This is a genomic window from Oceanobacillus picturae (genome assembly GCF_000612865.1).
In the GTDB taxonomy this organism is placed as follows: Bacteria; Bacillota; Bacilli; order Bacillales; family Amphibacillaceae; genus Oceanobacillus_B; species Oceanobacillus_B jordanicus.
In genome coordinates this window covers 229,390-245,673 of sequence record NZ_CCAX010000001.1, presented here as the reverse complement: position 1 = coordinate 245,673, position 16,284 = coordinate 229,390, and the positions used below count along the sequence as shown (strand labels likewise).

At 37.0% G+C, this 16,284-nt stretch carries 17 protein-coding genes; 1 reads left to right on the top strand and 16 read right to left on the bottom strand.

Features of this window, described 5'->3' with window-relative positions:
* Position 1: 1 nt before the first annotated feature.
* The 13 genes from BN988_RS01200 to BN988_RS01140 form a co-directional block, all read right to left on the bottom strand.
* Positions 2 to 934, bottom strand: coding sequence for a PP2C family protein-serine/threonine phosphatase (locus tag BN988_RS01200; RefSeq protein WP_036572414.1), 933 nt, complete (start codon positions 932 to 934; stop codon positions 2 to 4).
* A complete protein-coding gene (locus BN988_RS01195) occupies positions 931 to 2,472 on the bottom strand; it encodes a DUF6382 domain-containing protein (protein WP_036572412.1) in 1,542 nt (513 codons plus the stop codon). Before BN988_RS01195 ends, BN988_RS01200 begins: the two co-directional genes overlap by 4 nt.
* A 64-nt stretch (positions 2,473 to 2,536) precedes the next feature.
* Entirely contained in the window at positions 2,537 to 2,785 is a 249-nt protein-coding gene (locus tag BN988_RS01190) for a hypothetical protein (protein WP_036572408.1), read from the bottom strand.
* Between the two features lie 44 nt (positions 2,786 to 2,829).
* Complete coding sequence (locus BN988_RS01185; RefSeq protein WP_051557605.1) at positions 2,830 to 3,342, bottom strand: A24 family peptidase; 513 nt, start codon at positions 3,340 to 3,342, stop codon at positions 2,830 to 2,832.
* 36 nt (positions 3,343 to 3,378) lie between these two features.
* Positions 3,379 to 3,954, bottom strand: coding sequence for a TadE/TadG family type IV pilus assembly protein (locus BN988_RS01180; protein ID WP_036572404.1), 576 nt, complete (start codon positions 3,952 to 3,954; stop codon positions 3,379 to 3,381).
* 78 nt (positions 3,955 to 4,032) lie between these two features.
* Positions 4,033 to 4,689 carry a DUF4352 domain-containing protein gene (locus BN988_RS01175; protein WP_036572401.1) on the bottom strand — a complete coding sequence of 219 codons (657 nt, stop codon included), beginning with the start codon at positions 4,687 to 4,689 and terminating at the stop codon, positions 4,033 to 4,035.
* A 29-nt stretch (positions 4,690 to 4,718) separates the two neighbouring features.
* On the bottom strand, positions 4,719 to 6,854 hold the full coding sequence (locus BN988_RS01170) for a DUF5702 domain-containing protein (RefSeq protein ID WP_036572399.1): 2,136 nt from the start codon (positions 6,852 to 6,854) through the stop codon (positions 4,719 to 4,721).
* Between the two features lie 12 nt (positions 6,855 to 6,866).
* The gene (locus BN988_RS01165; RefSeq protein ID WP_182858766.1) at positions 6,867 to 7,532 is read right to left on the bottom strand and encodes a TadE/TadG family type IV pilus assembly protein; all 666 of its coding nucleotides are present in this window, start codon (positions 7,530 to 7,532) and stop codon (positions 6,867 to 6,869) included.
* A gap of 31 nt (positions 7,533 to 7,563) precedes the next feature.
* A complete protein-coding gene (locus tag BN988_RS01160) occupies positions 7,564 to 7,761 on the bottom strand; it encodes a Flp1 family type IVb pilin (RefSeq protein WP_036572395.1) in 198 nt (65 codons plus the stop codon).
* Between the two features lie 35 nt (positions 7,762 to 7,796).
* Positions 7,797 to 8,660, bottom strand: coding sequence for a type II secretion system F family protein (locus BN988_RS01155; RefSeq protein WP_051557602.1), 864 nt, complete (start codon positions 8,658 to 8,660; stop codon positions 7,797 to 7,799).
* A 5-nt stretch (positions 8,661 to 8,665) separates the two neighbouring features.
* Positions 8,666 to 9,616, bottom strand: a complete 951-nt coding sequence (locus BN988_RS01150) for a type II secretion system F family protein (RefSeq protein WP_051557833.1) — start codon at positions 9,614 to 9,616, stop codon at positions 8,666 to 8,668.
* A 4-nt stretch (positions 9,617 to 9,620) separates the two neighbouring features.
* Positions 9,621 to 10,865: a CpaF family protein gene (locus BN988_RS01145; protein WP_231495181.1), complete on the bottom strand. Its 1,245-nt coding sequence runs from the start codon at positions 10,863 to 10,865 to the stop codon at positions 9,621 to 9,623.
* Positions 10,843 to 11,979, bottom strand: a complete 1,137-nt coding sequence (locus tag BN988_RS01140; protein ID WP_036572390.1) for an AAA family ATPase — start codon at positions 11,977 to 11,979, stop codon at positions 10,843 to 10,845. The genes BN988_RS01145 and BN988_RS01140 overlap by 23 nt, the downstream gene beginning before the upstream one ends.
* A gap of 611 nt (positions 11,980 to 12,590) precedes the next feature.
* Here BN988_RS01140 and BN988_RS01135 point away from each other — a divergent pair.
* Complete coding sequence (locus BN988_RS01135) at positions 12,591 to 14,018, top strand: zinc ribbon domain-containing protein (RefSeq protein ID WP_036572389.1); 1,428 nt, start codon at positions 12,591 to 12,593, stop codon at positions 14,016 to 14,018.
* A 61-nt stretch (positions 14,019 to 14,079) separates the two neighbouring features.
* On the opposite strand, the gene greA is transcribed toward BN988_RS01135, so the two are convergent.
* From greA to BN988_RS01120, 3 genes are all read right to left on the bottom strand, one after another.
* The gene (greA, locus tag BN988_RS01130; RefSeq protein WP_036572387.1) at positions 14,080 to 14,556 is read right to left on the bottom strand and encodes a transcription elongation factor GreA; all 477 of its coding nucleotides are present in this window, start codon (positions 14,554 to 14,556) and stop codon (positions 14,080 to 14,082) included.
* A gap of 180 nt (positions 14,557 to 14,736) precedes the next feature.
* Entirely contained in the window at positions 14,737 to 15,375 is a 639-nt protein-coding gene (gene udk, locus BN988_RS01125) for a uridine kinase (protein ID WP_036572385.1), read from the bottom strand.
* A 15-nt stretch (positions 15,376 to 15,390) separates the two neighbouring features.
* Complete coding sequence (locus tag BN988_RS01120; RefSeq protein WP_036572383.1) at positions 15,391 to 16,029, bottom strand: O-methyltransferase; 639 nt, start codon at positions 16,027 to 16,029, stop codon at positions 15,391 to 15,393.
* Positions 16,030 to 16,284 lie beyond the last annotated feature (255 nt).

Sequence of the window (16,284 nt, the reverse complement as noted above, 5' to 3'; positions counted from 1 at the left end):
ATCATTTCATTCCCAGTATTGATAACAAATTTCGTTTTCCTTTTGTTTCTGTTTTCTCCACATATAAGTTCCGAATAAGCATGAGTGTAATGTTGTCTTCAGCATTGGAAAAATTACAAAAGTTTATTAAGTACTCACACATCATTTGTAGATTTGTGTATTCCTTCTCCAGATTTATTAACATGGTTAAGATCTCTTCATTAGAATACAAGGAATGAAAACCATCCGAACATACAAGAAACATATCACTTGATTGATATTGCCCTATTTTTATTTGCGGGTTTATTTCATCCTCTATTCCAAGACATTGTGTCAATACATTTCGCTTCGGGTGATTGCGGGCATCCTCATCTGTTAAGATTCCATCCTTTACTTGTCTTTCCACCCATGAATGATCCTCTGTTAGCTTCACTAGTTCAGGGTTTGATTCCAAAATTTCTGTGCTCTGTTCTTGCAGGAGACTAGTAAGGTCCTCCTGGTTAGCATGATGAAAATATTGCTGTAACCCGTAATTCCAGCCTCTCATCTGATAAATCCTACTATCCCCAACATGGAGAACAACATATTGGCCTTTAAACATAATGAGCAAGGAGAGTGTCGTTCCCATCTTCTTCCCTGTATGCAAACTCGTTGCTTTAATTGAAGTATTTATCTGTTTCATGGTCGATGCACCCTCTCGGGCAATTCGTTCCATAATATCTCGCTTTTTTAATAGTTTGATGATGCGCTTATCCCACCATCTTTGAAAAAAAGATATTGCTAATTTGCTGGCGGTGTCTCCAACCTCATAGCCACCCATCCCATCTGCCACAGCGAACATCGCAATTTCGTTTCCTTCGCTATCAATGGCATGACGATGCAGATAGGAGTCTTCATTCTTATTTTTTCTAGTCCCTTTGTGTGTAGCTTTACCAGTTTGCCATCTTCTGCTCACGAGGAATGACTCCATTTAAAAATATAAGTGGCTTTTCCAAGCATAATTTCATCATCTTCCTGAAGTGCATACACCTTGTATGGGACCATGGTATTTCCATTTAGCTTCGAGCCGTTTTTCGACCCTAAATCCTTTATGCCATAAGAAGTGGAATCAATCTGGATAATTTCTGCGTGTAATCGGGATACCCCGGTTGCTTCCTCCGCATAGCTTACAGCGTCTGCATTTCTACCAATAAGAAAGTTATTTCGATTCAGTTCAATTGTTTCCTCCTGTCCATCAGGGGAAGTTTTAGATAATATAGCTGTTACATTTGATGGAGCAGTTGATGTGGCCGATAGATTAGCTTCATCTTCCAATAACACCGTATCATCCGATGGGGTTGTCAATAGTGTGGTATCCATTGCTGTTGCAGCGGCTAACTGTTGACTTGCATATGCTGGTTGCTGTGAGTGTGCCTGTTGTTGGAAACTAACAGGTGCTTGTTGGCTATATGGCTTTGACTGGGGTTGTTGCGTCTCTGGCTGTGACTGTTTGCCATTCCCTTTTTGTTTTTTGACTGGATTCGAAGTTTGTGTTTCTATTGGCTTCACTCCAGGGCGCCACCATTTAATGTAAGTAACAACTGCAACTACAATGATAATAGAAAGTCCACTGCTTACTCCTAGCATAGCCTGTGTAGTCACTGAATCGTATAGCTTCCATATTAAAGCTAAGGCTAATAACGTCCCAGAGAATATATAGACTTTTTCTCTTGATGTTAGTTTTGGCAGCTTCTTTTTTGTTTTAAACTGAGTTTGAGTCACAGTTGACTGTTCATTTTGTGAGGTAGTTACTTTAGTTCCATTATTGCTGGACGGTTGCTGTGTATTGGACGATGAATGGACCGGATTCTCATTTATTCCCGCTTCATTCGAAAATCCACTAACCTGGCTAGAATGGTTCACATTTGACCGTAAGGAGATTAACTCTAACAAAAGCTTTTTCAGACCACTTACACTAAAACCATCGTTTTTAATATAGTTCAAGATGCTTTTAAACTCGTTCCCTTGAAGCCCTTCTACCTCTCCAGCAACATCGGTTAAAAGTTTTTTCATATCCTCTGTAACATTGGTCTCTTTGTCTAATTTTTTCACAGGCAAATAGGCGATATAGATATCACCGGGGTTCTTTCCAATATAAATAAAATCCTGTTTGAGGATAAATTTCTCTTGATCTAGCATATAGGAAGAACAGCTTTCCAAAGTAGATATAATAGACAGAAACACTTGATAATAGTCATTCATTGTTGCGTTCTTTTTTTGAAAATAAGATGTCAGCTTACTTTTTGAGGTAAGATCGTAAAATAGCTTCGTTTTCAAGTCCATATTTTCTACGGAAAGGGAAAGCAAATGTGGTATTGAATTAGACTGAATCATCTTCAGTTGAACCTCATTTAAGTCTCCCGAAGTAATACTTTTACCATTTTTTTCTGTGAACACAATTGATTGACCGTTATGATTCGAATAATCATAGTGAAGGCCATAAATTTCACCCATTCTTTTCCCTCCTGGCTTATTGAATAAGTTTTATATGACAAGTGTTTGTTAAATTTATATGCAGTCAATCATCCCCTCCGCCATCATAAGGGCCTCGACTATGGTATTTGGACCCTATAGTTGCACCCATAATTATGACGAAGATAATAAACATTATAATGATACCAATAACTATTGCATCACTTTCCTTTTCAACTAAACCAATCTTTATCAACAGGTTGGCCAGTACATCGGCTAACCAGAAAAAAGCTACCAAAATAAATTCCATTATTTTCGAGGCTATATTTGACAAAAAATCTATTATTTCTGTCATCGTAATGCTCCCTTTTAAGCTTATTTAGACTAATGTAAAAGCGTTTAAAAAAATGTATAATAGTAAGTTGTAATGATTGCTGGTAGTACAGCATACATAAAGGGAAATGTAATTATTTTCTTTTCTTTGTTTAACAATCCCCAACTTTTACCAAATAACTTATTTAACTTCCCAACACCTCTGTTATAGACTTTGTATAGGCTCGTTCTTGATAGCACTAATAATACAATGCCGATTAGACCTCCAAAAATGATGGAATACATAAGTATATATAAGGTTATTTCTATGCCTACAAATGCACCTATTGCAAAAAACAATTTTACGTCACCTGCCCCAACTGCTTTAAGTCCATACAGAACAAGGCATATTACTCCACCTACTAATAGACCAGATACAGAAAATAAAAAGCCTTGAATTGCCCCATTGATGAGATGAAAAACCATTCCAAACAACATACCTCCGAGGGTAAGCCAATTTGGAATTCGTTGATATTTCACATCCCAAATGAATGCAGTAATAATAAAAATAAATAATAGATATTGTATAATGTCAGTCAATTGATTCCCCTACCCACTTTGTTGTGTGAAGATTTATTAATACCCGCCAACCCATAATCTTTCATAAGCCTGCTTTTTGATAGTAATTGTTTTTTCCACAAATGGAACAATAAGATCCAGATCATAGCTGGCTGTAATACCTAGATATGAATCTTCTCCACCATTAAGCGAACCTGGCATCTCCACTTCAACGGTTAAATTGTCAATACTACCTGAGTCGGCATTCATATTTTCGGCAAATTTATCTTTAATGATTGGGGAGATGGCGGACGTCCCTAAATCGCTTAGGAAATTGGCCCCGGATACATCTAGATCTAAAAATTCTCTCATAGAGGTGCCAACCAACTCTTCCACATCTGTTAAGTTAATTTCTCCTAAAGTTAAACCAGAAAGTTTTCCTGAAACCAGACTACTGGCCTCTTCAGCCAATATAGTTGCAGGGTAAACATGTGTAGCTATAATTTTGGAAGTCTCATTTACTGATTTGTTTAAAGCAATCTCTGCTATAGAGATACGAATTATAGAAGCCATAAAAACAATAAAAAGCATAAAAACAGGTAACACAAGAGCAGCTTCTAATGTAATACTTCCATTCTCATTTCTAACGTGCAATTTTAGCGCCTCCGAGCAGAAGCAGCTGAGAGGAACTATTTCCTTGAATAGTTCCTCAAGCGCTTCGTTTTCTACTAACTACTTGGCTTCATCTGGTGTGAATGTATAAGTTACATAATTAGATAAACCATCAAGGTTTTGTCCCATTGTCAACATATACTCCTCACTCTTAGCTACATCAAATAAGAGAGAGCCAGATTGCGATTCACCTGGTGCTATTTCGCTATCCCATGCCTCGACCACGCCATCAATATAAAACCAGGTGAATCCACTAGAGTTTTCCTTTGTTTCTAGACTGGTACTACCGAATGCATCTTCGCCTGTTAAAGGGTCGTCACTTAAATTATTAACAGTTAAATCTACTATGACGTAATTTCCTTGTTCCGACGGAGTGTCCCCTGCCTCTTCTGTGACTTCTATAGCATCTAATGTAACCTCAAATTCTGTGAAATTATTTTCTACCTTAGCAGTGTCGCCAATATTAAGATCCAGTTGATCTTCCGTTGAGATCTCCCCATTATCACTATTAGCTTTCTCAGAATCGCCTTCAGTAGTTTCATCCTTTTGATTACTCTCATTTGATTCCTCTTCATCTGTTTCTTCACTTACATCTTCGCTTTCTGATACTTCATCATTTTCATTCCCTGCTTCTTGCTGTTCCTCATCACTGTTACAGGCTACTAACAGAAGACTTAATAGGAAAAGGATGCTTATACTTAACATTATTCGTTTCATTTATCTCATTCCTCCATTTAGTTTATCTTTTAATATGAGTAATCTATTTGTTCCTCGATATAATACCTGCCGTTACGCACTTTCCCTTCCAAAACACCTGTAGCCCCTAACATATCTATTACAGATGGTATAAACCATAGATCTATGGAAGCTTCTGCTTTTCCGGTTGCATAAGTGGGAGCGTCGATAATATCTTCACCTGTTTTGTCATCCACCACTGCTTGAATTCGATTAATTCTTTCATCATTTGGATCTTGATGAAGAAATAAAAACAACCTTAAATAAAACTTATAATCAGTTGCAAACGGCTTAACCCCTCTAATTTTTAATAACTGTACTTCATTGCCAGTCGTCAAATTCCTAATATCCTTTACTGTTTCTGAAAAGGCCCAACTAGTTGCAGATAGAAACTTAGGAAGAGGATGCGGTATTACCTTGATTGCAGGTTGTGTAAACGCTGAGACAAAGTTAAAAGCAAATCTGGTGGCTGACAGTTCAAGTAAAGCATTTAAATAATTCGCTCCTGTCACATGATGTCCATATAGAATGTATTCTACTTCTCTATTTATAAATAGAAAATTATCTGGGTAGCTTGATCCCTCCATGACACCGAGGGTATCATCTGCCTTAAATCTTGTTAAAATATATTCATTAATATAGGCATGATCACGCATTTCCAACGCTATATCACCAAGATTATGAAAAAGACTTCCAATCATATCAAACGCATCAGAGGCACCTTCCTCTGGATCATCCATATCTAAATCTCCTGTGCTTGCTTCTGATGAGGAACCATAATCATTTACTAACCCTTGAAGTGTTGAATACTTTTCAGTATCTGTTACTAGGCCATTCCCTTTATTTATTATATCTTTTAACGTATTTAAAGCTTGAAAAGCGTCAGAAAGCCCACCACTATCCCCTGTATCGCCCGTATCTGTCTCTTCATAATTATCATCTGCGTAATTACGGGCATCCTTCGTATCATCAAGTGCTGTTCTATAATGTGACTGAATTCTGTTCATTACCGGGGTAAATGCTATATCTTCCCCTAACAAAAGTTCGTCAAAGTGAGTGATTTGGTATTGAACATACGGGCGTAATGATGATGAACTTCCTGGGGATCCCCAGTCTACAGATTCCATTGCATCATCCGCTCTTTGTAGTGCAGTTGTAAAAAAGCTATCCTCTATAACGTAATCGTTGATTTGCTCTGTCAAACCATCAAGTTCATTTTCCACCTCGGACATAGCTTCCTGACTACAATCACCATTAGAAAGGTTAGTATACTTTTCTTCTACTTCTTTTCTTGTATCAGATATTTTTTTCTCAATTGAATTATTAATGGTTTGAGCATCTCTAAGAGCTTTTCTAGCCTTTTCCAGATCTCCATGCCCATCATCTGCAGCACTGCGAATATCGGTTAGCAGCCTTCTTAAATCCTGTTCAAATTCCCCGTCTTCTTCCTCTAAGTATTCAGGAAAATGCTTCTTGGCATCATTTAAGTTATTTACATTTGGATAGGTGGAAGATGAATTGTTGTTAAGCTTGCCTTCTACTGACTCTAAATCCTGATGCGCATTTCTCAAATGTGTAACAGCTTGATTCATTTCCTCATCTCTGTCTTTAATCAAATCATTAATATCTTTTGAAATGTCAACATAAATTTCTGCTTCCATCATCGTACAAGTATATGGAAGTATACCATCTACAATAATCTTTCCAAACTCGATTGGTGCAGTATATTTCATATCTTCTAATATTTGATGTTTTACAATTTCCGTGTTGGAAAAAGTACGCTGATCATTCATTTCAAATGAGGCATCTTCCACCCGGGTATCGACAAATTTATAATAGCTTCCTTCATCAACAGTCAGGTTCTTCTCAAATACTTCTGAAAAGATCTGGTCAGGTGATTCTGCCCCTTCGTTTACCACAAACAATCCTTTGTTTTGGACATCTTTATTAAACGAAGAAAACGAGGACCTAATTGCTGATTTCGAAGCCTGGTCTACCTGGTACTCTGCTACCATAATACGTACAAAATCTATTAGTACAGCATTAAATAAAAATAATAGAAGGGTAACGATAATTACATAGATCGAAACAGCTCCATTTTCTTTTATAACGAAGCGACGAAACGCCGCTTTGAACCTGCTTTTCAAGTGTCACCCTCCTTACCTGCGAGACATAAATTGTGTAATATAATTCGAGTATTCTGTCAGTGATTTTACTGCATACATAACAAGATCAGTTGTTCTAATAAATTCTGTAGGGTCAACCACAGATTGACTCACTTCCACTTCTATTTGGTCGATTCCAAATAAATTCGTAACATAAGAAGGGAAGTTTAAAGGACTATTTAGATGGACGACAATCTGGCTACCTGTCAGATTATTTTCATACCTAACTTCCCCAGTTGCACCCGCCGGTAGAATACCAGACGAGACTCTCCCTAGCTTTTCTTGCGGGAGGCCCCCGCCTCCCCCTGAGCCAATAGGAATGCTGGCTCCTCCATTTGAAAAGAAATCAATCCCGAACTGCGAGAGGAACTGGTCATCTGTAACACGCCAGTAAAGTCCATCTCCGCCATCAAAGGAAGTATACTTATCAAATTTACCCGTATTAATGTCTTTGTCGCTGTTGTTCCATACAAAGGCAAGCTTTTCAGCTACCGAATTGGCGCTGTAATGTAAGGCAGATTGCTGGTACATTACCAGGGCAAAGAATATAAAACAGAGCGTGAGCATCAAAAGGATAGGGAAAACTAGGGATGCTTCAATGGTGAAGCTTCCCTTCTCACTCTCTTTAAACTTACGAAAGCTTAGACTGCCTGTTTTCATAAATTGCTGTCCTTTCTTGTTATAAAAGCTTCTATTCTCCACCTTCACCTTCGAATTTTTTAATTTCACCATCACCAAAATCCAAAAGCCTTTCTACCCAATCTGTAATGTTATCTCTAAACAACAAAGCAATAACAACGATAACAGCAATAATCAACATAATTTCCAAGGTCTGTAGACCATCTTCATCCTTCCAAAACTTCTTACAAACGTTTTTAAACTTTTTCATTTATGATTCCTCCTAAAATTTTATATATAACCTGATTACATTATTGTAATCGCGGGGTAACCCACTATAATCATGACAGCTACAAAGATAATGATTAAGGGAAACACCATTTTGGATGATGCTTCCTCACCCTTTGTTTTGGAAATGTTTTTCCGCTTTTCCCATAAATCATGAGACAACTCTCGGAGTGCAAGTATTAAATCATTTCCACCTTTTCGATAGTTTAATAGAATGGTTGTAGTAAAAATAGAAATTTCTTGTATCCCACACTTTTTACTTAGGTCGTTTAGGACCTGGTGGAATGGCTCATTACTTACCATCTTATTTACTGTCTCTGTTAATTCTCGAATAAGCGGAGAGTTTGGATTTTGGGTTGTGGTAACACAACGAATAAGTGCCTGTTGTACCGTTTCCCCTGCGTTAACTAAGAGAATAACTTTATTTACCACCTCAGGAAGCTCTGTCAAAATATCCTCTTTTCTTTCCTTTTCCTGACTGGCCAATTTAGCAACCATCGCATATGGAATCATGACCGTAAAGATAATACCGACAAATAAGATCGTCGTATCTCCTTCAGAGAGCAATGTGAAAAGAAATGTTCCCAATAAGCAGACAAGCGATGTGGAAATTAATTGCGCGACATACATTCTTGTATGCTGTAATGCTGTACGATTGCCATAAAGACTAATCATTTTCTGTTGAATTTTAGCAATTTGACTATATAACCGCTCCATGATCTTAAAATGATCAATTAAATATAAAGAAACGGGAGCCATAAATAAAAGCGGGTATTGGTTCTTAAAGCTTTCTACCACAACATCGTAGCGTTTTCCGACCTTTAAAGATAATCCAAAATAGATACCAATTATAATAAACGTTAATATTGCGTAAATAACCATACTTATCACACCTTAATATCCATGATTCGCTGTCCATACCAGTATGAGAAAACGAGCAAACCAAGGCAGATGGTCATAAATACCGGACCTCTGCTACTCCATTGATACATGGGGGCCAAGTAATCTTCTGCACTGTATTTTAGTAAAAGAATCATCCCTATAGGAGCAATACTCATAATTCGGGACTCGAATTTTTTCTGCGATACCATAACGGCAACTTCTTGCTGTATATCAATTTTTTCACTGATAATGTCTGATGTTCTTCTAATTACTTCTACAAGGTTCCCGCCAGTACGTTTACATGTAATAAATACGTTAGTGAAATTCTGTATATCTTCCATGTCGGAACGATTACTAAAATCAAGCAGTGCGTTCTCAATCGTTTCCCCGTTTTCAATACGTCGGTTAATAACCTCAAACTCACGAATGATTAATGTATTAGGATCAGGGTAGAGCAAATACAGATCTGTAACCACTTCTCGAAAGCTATTCTCGATGGATCTTCCCGCAGCTAGGGAAGAAGACAAAGAGGCAATGGCTTCTTTGAACTGTACTTTTAGCTTTTCTTTACGTTTGTTTAATAAGGTTTTCCGTTGGACTTTTGGATAGAGTAGTCCTAATGCTCCCAGTACAATAGCAGCGATTATACTTTCATAAAAAAGGTATCCTACGAAGGCAAAAAAAGCTCCCGCTATAACGGCGTAAAACACAAATTCCTTCACTGAAAGCCGATAAACAGCGTAATTAACCAGATGGCCTTCTACTTCTTTGTTTTGCTTCTCTTTGTGTTTTTCCATGAAATGCTTTTTTTTCAGCATTTCCAATTCTTTGTTTTTTGCCTCAGCTAGCTTACTGTCTAGCGGTATTGCCGCTTCCTGTTTTTTTCTTTTTCTTACGGTGTAAAAATAGGCTCCAACCAAACAAAGTAATAGGAGAATTAGTATAATATCTGTCATGTGTTCACCCACTCAGCCTTTCCTGATTAACAGAAATTCCAGCCAACTGTGCTTTTGTTTCATTCAGAAGGTCATTACCTGTTGCCCGCAATTCCCCAATCACTTTTCCTGTATCCGTTTCTCCTTCTTCAACAAATTCATAAAGCGGGTTGAGAAGGACCTCACCGTTTTCTACCCCAATCACTTCACTTATGGCGACTACTTTCCTCGTATTGTCCCTAAGTCTCATGAGGTGAACCATAATATCGATAGAAGAGCTGATTTGCTGGCGAATAACTTCTACTGGTAAAGATGCACCACTTAACACCATTGTTTCCAGTCTGCTGAGCATATCTTTCGTTGAGTTCGCATGACCCGTAGAAAGCGAGCCATCATGGCCTGTATTCATGGCCTGAAGCATATCCAATGCCTCGGCACCACGAACCTCCCCAACAATTATCCGATCAGGACGCATCCTTAGAGAAGATTTGATCAAATCTCTAATTGAAATTTCGCCCTTTCCTTCTGTATTGGCATTTCTAGTTTCCAAACTTACGAGGTTTGGGACACTTTTGATTTGCAATTCTGCTGAATCCTCAATTGTGATAATCCGTTCATCCTGTGGAATAAAGTTAGATAGTACGTTAAGGAAGGTCGTTTTACCAGAACCGGTACCTCCACCAATGAAAATATTGTATTTTGAGACAACGAGCTTTTGTAAAAACTCGGATGCTTCCTTCGAGATAGAGTTCTTCTCAATTAAATCCTCAATCATAAGTGGTTTTTCCGGGAATTTCCGAATGGTCATGACCGGTCCTTTTAATGCAATTGGCGGTAAGACCACGTTCACCCTCGATCCATCATGAAGCCTTGCATCCACAATTGGAGAAGATTCATTAACCACACGATCCACTTTAGAAACAATTGCCTGGATTATATCCTCCAGTTTTTGTTCACTCTCAAACTGTATGTCTACCTGAGAGGTAGAGCCATCTTTTTCGATAAATACTTCTTTATGGTTATTGACCATAATCTCTGTAATGCTTCTATCGTCTATTAATGGTTGAAGAACATCATAGCCTCTAAATGCATTGTAAATTCGTTCTACAAGATACTTTATCTCACTAGATTTCAACTTGTGTTCACTTGCATAATCAAAAACAGCGGCTTCTACATATTCTCGTAGCTCATCATTTTTGATAGAATGCATTAAATCAAGGGTTTCGCGTAAATGCTGGATTAGTTCTTTAATTACCTTCTCTGTTTCCAATTGCGACACCCTCCCTTACTGGGATGATTTTGTCCTGAATAATGGCTTGTAGTTCCTGATTAAATAGCTCATTTCCTAAGATCTCGGAGCTTGACTGCATACTAGACCAGGTTTCAATGTAAGGGAGATAACCATCAATGCTCATTTCTGCAGCTTCAATATGTTGCACAGGCGTTCCTATATGTTTGTTTAGAAGAACATGCGTCTTATCCTTCACAAGATTTTCTTTCCCTACTAACTTCTCTTCCTCTGCAAAGAAGCTTTTAAGTTTTAATTGACTTTGTACATCGTTCACGATTGTCCAGATGACATGATCTGCTTCCTTCAACACGGCAATATTGCGTTCATGCAATGAACTGTCAAGATCCACTACCACGTAATCGTAAGTACCAGTTTCTACAATCCCGTTCACTAATTTACCTACATCCTTTTCGGACATTTCCAGCATCTCATCAGCACTTATTTCCAAATCGAAGTAATCAACCATGGAATAGGGATCATATTTTTTTAATGCTTCTAATTTTGAGCGAAGTTGCTCTGTCTCTGCCTTTACATAATAAAATATTTGCAAAGATGGTCTATCTTCTGCTGATGTAAAATACAGGCTTGTTGAATTAAATAACTCAAGATTCAGATAGAAAACTTTTGCATCTGTAAGTGCAAGCTGTTTACTTAGATTTACTGCAACGGTTGTTTTACCAGCTCCGCCACTTGTTGAATAAGATGCAATAACCCTTGTTTGCTTACTTCTACTCAGAAGTCTTCCAGCTACTTCATTGTGCTCATAATAAATAGCTAACATGGAGGATATGAGTTGGTTTAATCTTTGATATCGATATATAGCATTCGTTCCATTTTCTCCTTTAACTTCATCATCCTCTAACGTCATAATCGTTGTTCCAGGATTCACTTGAAGATTTTCTGTTAATAAAGAAGTACTAATCAATAAGATATCGATCTGTTGACCTTGATGTATGTATGTGTGTAAATTAGTAGCTTCCGTAAAGCACGTTACAATAAACTGATTTGTCTCTTCTGAGGTCCGCATAAATGCGGATAATGACTCCAAGTAATCTTTATTATCATCCAATATGACTACACGTAACTTTTTCATGCATTCACCACCGTCATTTCACTATCGTCTTCGTTACTTCTAAATATTACTAAATTTGTAACATGAAATTAAGAGCTATAAGCAAAAACAGTTCGATTTACCCATTGTCATTAGTTTATTATCTTAAATTCAAGATAATTTTCTGGCTTATTTTAGAGAATTTAATCCAAAAAACGTATAATTTTATAAAATATAAGGAATAACGTTCGGATTAAAAGCGTTTTTAACTTAATAACCGTCTTTAACTGAATAATTAATAATTTTGAATAATTAATCAAAAAAGCAAGAATGTAATTTAATGGAAGTCTATGGAGACCATATGCCTGATTCTTTTTATCTAATTTTGTTTTGAAGTAAAAATAAACCGGGATTGTAACAAAAATGTAATATTTCAAAGGAGAAAAATTGAAGTTTTATACCTGTTGTAGAATAAAAAATGTGTAGTAGCATTACCTATTACCCTTTTAGAAAGTGCCAGGTGTTTTCGAGATTAATAATATATACCCAGATAAAAAACTTCTAAACAGTAAAATTGGTTCATAATTAATCAACTTGAATATGTTACGATTAATTACATACTATTACAATTCGTTTAAGGAGGGATTTATCAAGTGAAATGTAACCATTGTGGTGCCGCTTTAAAAAGCAATACGAGTAAATTTTGCCCTGAATGTGGAGCAGATATTACAGAACAAAAAGTAAAGGCAAAAAGAAGAAGTAAAAAGATTTTATTCATCATTGTCCCCGTTCTGGTTCTCGTTGCGGTACTTTCTGTTTTCTTTTTTATAGCGAAGGGGAAATTCACACCAGAAAATACTGTAGCTTCGTTTGAAGAGGCAGTTGAACAGGAAGATGCCGGCATGTTAGCTGATTTGTTGACTCCAGCACACGATTCTCTTGAAATCACAGAAGAGAATACTGCTCTATTCATAACTTATCTAAAGGATCACCCTACTGCTTATGAAGAGCTTTTAAGTAGACTACATAACCAGGTAGAATTCATCAAGTCTACGCCGGAAAAGAGTAATGGGACAGCCTACTTAGATGATATGTATGGAACCGTTAATATTAGACAAGATGGTAAGGAATGGCTCCTATTTGATGGCTACCAGTTACAAGTCGTTCCAGCATTTATAAAATTAAATACAGCAAATAAAGATGTCCAATTACTTATTAACGGAGAAGTGGCAGGAACATCAACTGAAGAAGATTTTACGGATACATACGGACCGTTTATGCCTGGATCCTATGAAGCAATGGCCAATTTTGAAAATGATTATTCTCAAGTAGAGGAAAAAGTTGAAATAGAACTCTTTACAATGAGACAGGACACTGTAGAAGAGTCTTTTAAGTTACCAATAAGCGAGATTTCTGTTGAATCCTTATTAGATGGCTATACATTAGCTGTCAACGGGGAGAAAACTGATATTGAAATACAAGAGGGAGAACAGACCGTGGGAATATTCCCAACAGATGGATCCGTTTCTTATTCTTTCCATAAAGATTTCCCATGGGGAGAGGTAAGCAGTGAGGAAGAGCCATTGGAAAGTAATTATGTTGGACTTGATACAGTAAATGCTTTAACGCCTGAAATGCAAACAAACATAATGGAACAACTTAATACTACAATTGCGGAATACCATCAGGCATTAGCTGAAAAGGACGTATCCATAATGAAAACTGGTGTTACCAATAAAATGAAGGATACACTAAAGGAGAGACAGAAAAATATTGCAAAAAAATATCCTGAATATCAAGGTAAACTTATACGCGCAGAATATGACCTCTCTAAAATCTCAAACCCTGAATTTGACGAGAAATTAGATGCCTACACAATTACAATGAGAGCCCACTATATTTTTTATGAACCAGTAGAAAACCTTGGGTGGTTGCTAGCTGACAGGGAGAAAGATGAATATACGCGTAGTAGAGAATTGGAGTTAGTTTACGATGAGGATGCGGAGCAATGGAAACTGGATACTTATGAAAACGAGTATTTTATAATTACTTCAAGTGACGAAAAAGCGTTTGACCTGTAGTTAAATGCTACTATAAAATCCTTAAAACATAAAAAAAGCGGGGATGCACCCCGCTTTTTCTCTATTCTACTTTTGTAATTTTAACCTGAATGTCCCCACCAGGTGTTGCAACTGAAACTTCTGTACCTATTTCATGTCCTAAAAGACTTTTCGCCATCGGAGAATCGTTCGAGATCTTCCCTTCAAACGGATCGGCTTCTGCACTACCTACAATAGTATACGTTTCTTCATCACCATCTGGTAGTTCTTGAAACGTTACAGATTTACCTAGTGAAACAATGTCTGGGTTATCGTTATCATTTTCTATAATAACAGCATTGCGTATCATTTTTTCAACTTGAGCAATTCTAGATTCAACAAAGGCTTGGTCGTCTTTTGCTGCATCGTACTCGGAGTTCTCAGAAAGATCACCAAAGTCACGAGCAACTTTAATCCGTTCCACAACCTCTTGTCTACGCTCTGTTTTTAAATGATGTAATTCCTGTTCTAACTTTTCTTTCCCCTCTTGTGTCATATAAAAGCTTTTCTCTATTGCCATTAAAAAAACACTCCTTTTCTGACTTCCTTGGAAATGATTAGCTATATCAATTGAGAATAATTCTCATGATAAGTAAAAATATACTAAACAATACTATGGCAGATTTTATTTATATTTTCAATACTTTTCTTATTATTTTCTAAAATTTTCCTTAGTTTGTCTTTCTGAGTATATAAAATTTTACTTAAGTTGCTTGTTTTTTTCTAATATATTCTCAATTTTTGTTGCCATAAGATCTATTGCAACATGGTTCTGCCCACCCTCTGGAATAATAATGTCGGCATAACGCTTCGTTGGCTCAATAAATTGCAGGTGAGATGGTCGGACATTTTGAATATATTGATCAATCACGGAATCAAGTGTTCTGCCGCGCTCCTTAATATCCCTTAATAGTCTACGAATAATTCGTAGATCGGCATCCGTATCAACAAATACCTTTATATCCATCAAATCAACCAGTCTAGGGTCCTCAAGAATTAAGATTCCCTCCAGGATGATAACTTCTTTAGGCTCTACAGGAATTACTTCACTTGAACGTGTGTGTAGCTTGTAATCATAAACAGGCTTTTCTATTGGTTTATTTCTTAATAACTCGTGTAAATGTTCAATTAATAAGTCATTATCAAACGCTAAAGGATGGTCATAGTTTGTGTTTAACCGCTCCTCTAGTGGTAGATCACTTTGGTCCTTATAGTAATAATCTTGCTCAATAACGAGCACCGTTTTATCGGTAAAGCGCTGGGATATAGATCTAGTAACAGAAGTTTTTCCACTACCACTTCCCCCTGCTACACCAATTACTACTGGTCTATCTTGCATTCTTTGTTACTCCTTTCAGGGCTTTCGTACACTAATTGCTACCCCATCACCTATGGGAACAATAGACGTTGTGAAGTGTGGGTGCTGCATTAGCCATTCGTTGTAATCAATAATTTTACCCACCATTTTTTTATATCGACCAGTTGCCATCTCAGGCTCAGCGACATACCCTTTGAATAATACATTATCTGAAAGAATAACGCCACCCGTAGACAACATTGGACTAGCTAGCTCGAAAAATCGCTTATATTGTCCTTTTGCTGCATCGATAAATACTAAATCAAACATTCCGTCCAATTTAGGGATTTCTTCTAAGGCATCACCTAGAATAACAGAAATATTATTCTCTTTTCCTTGCTGACGGATTCTCTCTAAAGCCTGTTTATATCTTTTTTCATCACGTTCGATCGTAACAATGCTTGCTTCAGGGTTTGCTTGCAGCATACGTAATGAAGAGTATCCAATAGCCGTACCAACCTCTAATATTCTATTTGGTTGATACATGCGAATTAATTGCGTTACAAAATGCATACTGACTTTATCCATAATTGGGACGTGGTCAGTTACCGCCTCCGCTTCCATCTCTTCTATCCATGCTTCCTTCGCTGGTAAAAGGTCAATTAAATAGTTGTTCATTTCTTCTTTTAGATACATGCAACTACCTCTTTTCCTTGTACTCTAACTCATTACGTTTAAAACTTGTTACTTTGCTATATAGACTTATATTGTTTCGTTGTGTTAAAAAAACTCGTATTCGCTCATCTTTTTAGCGAATGTGTCCGTTTTTCTTATACTTGGGACTTCAAAATTTTAACTACGTCGTTATTTCTCCCTAGCTAAAATTTTATACTTTCCAAATGTGTAAAAAAGGGAAATGTGAACGTCTCATTCACACTCCCTATTAGTGCG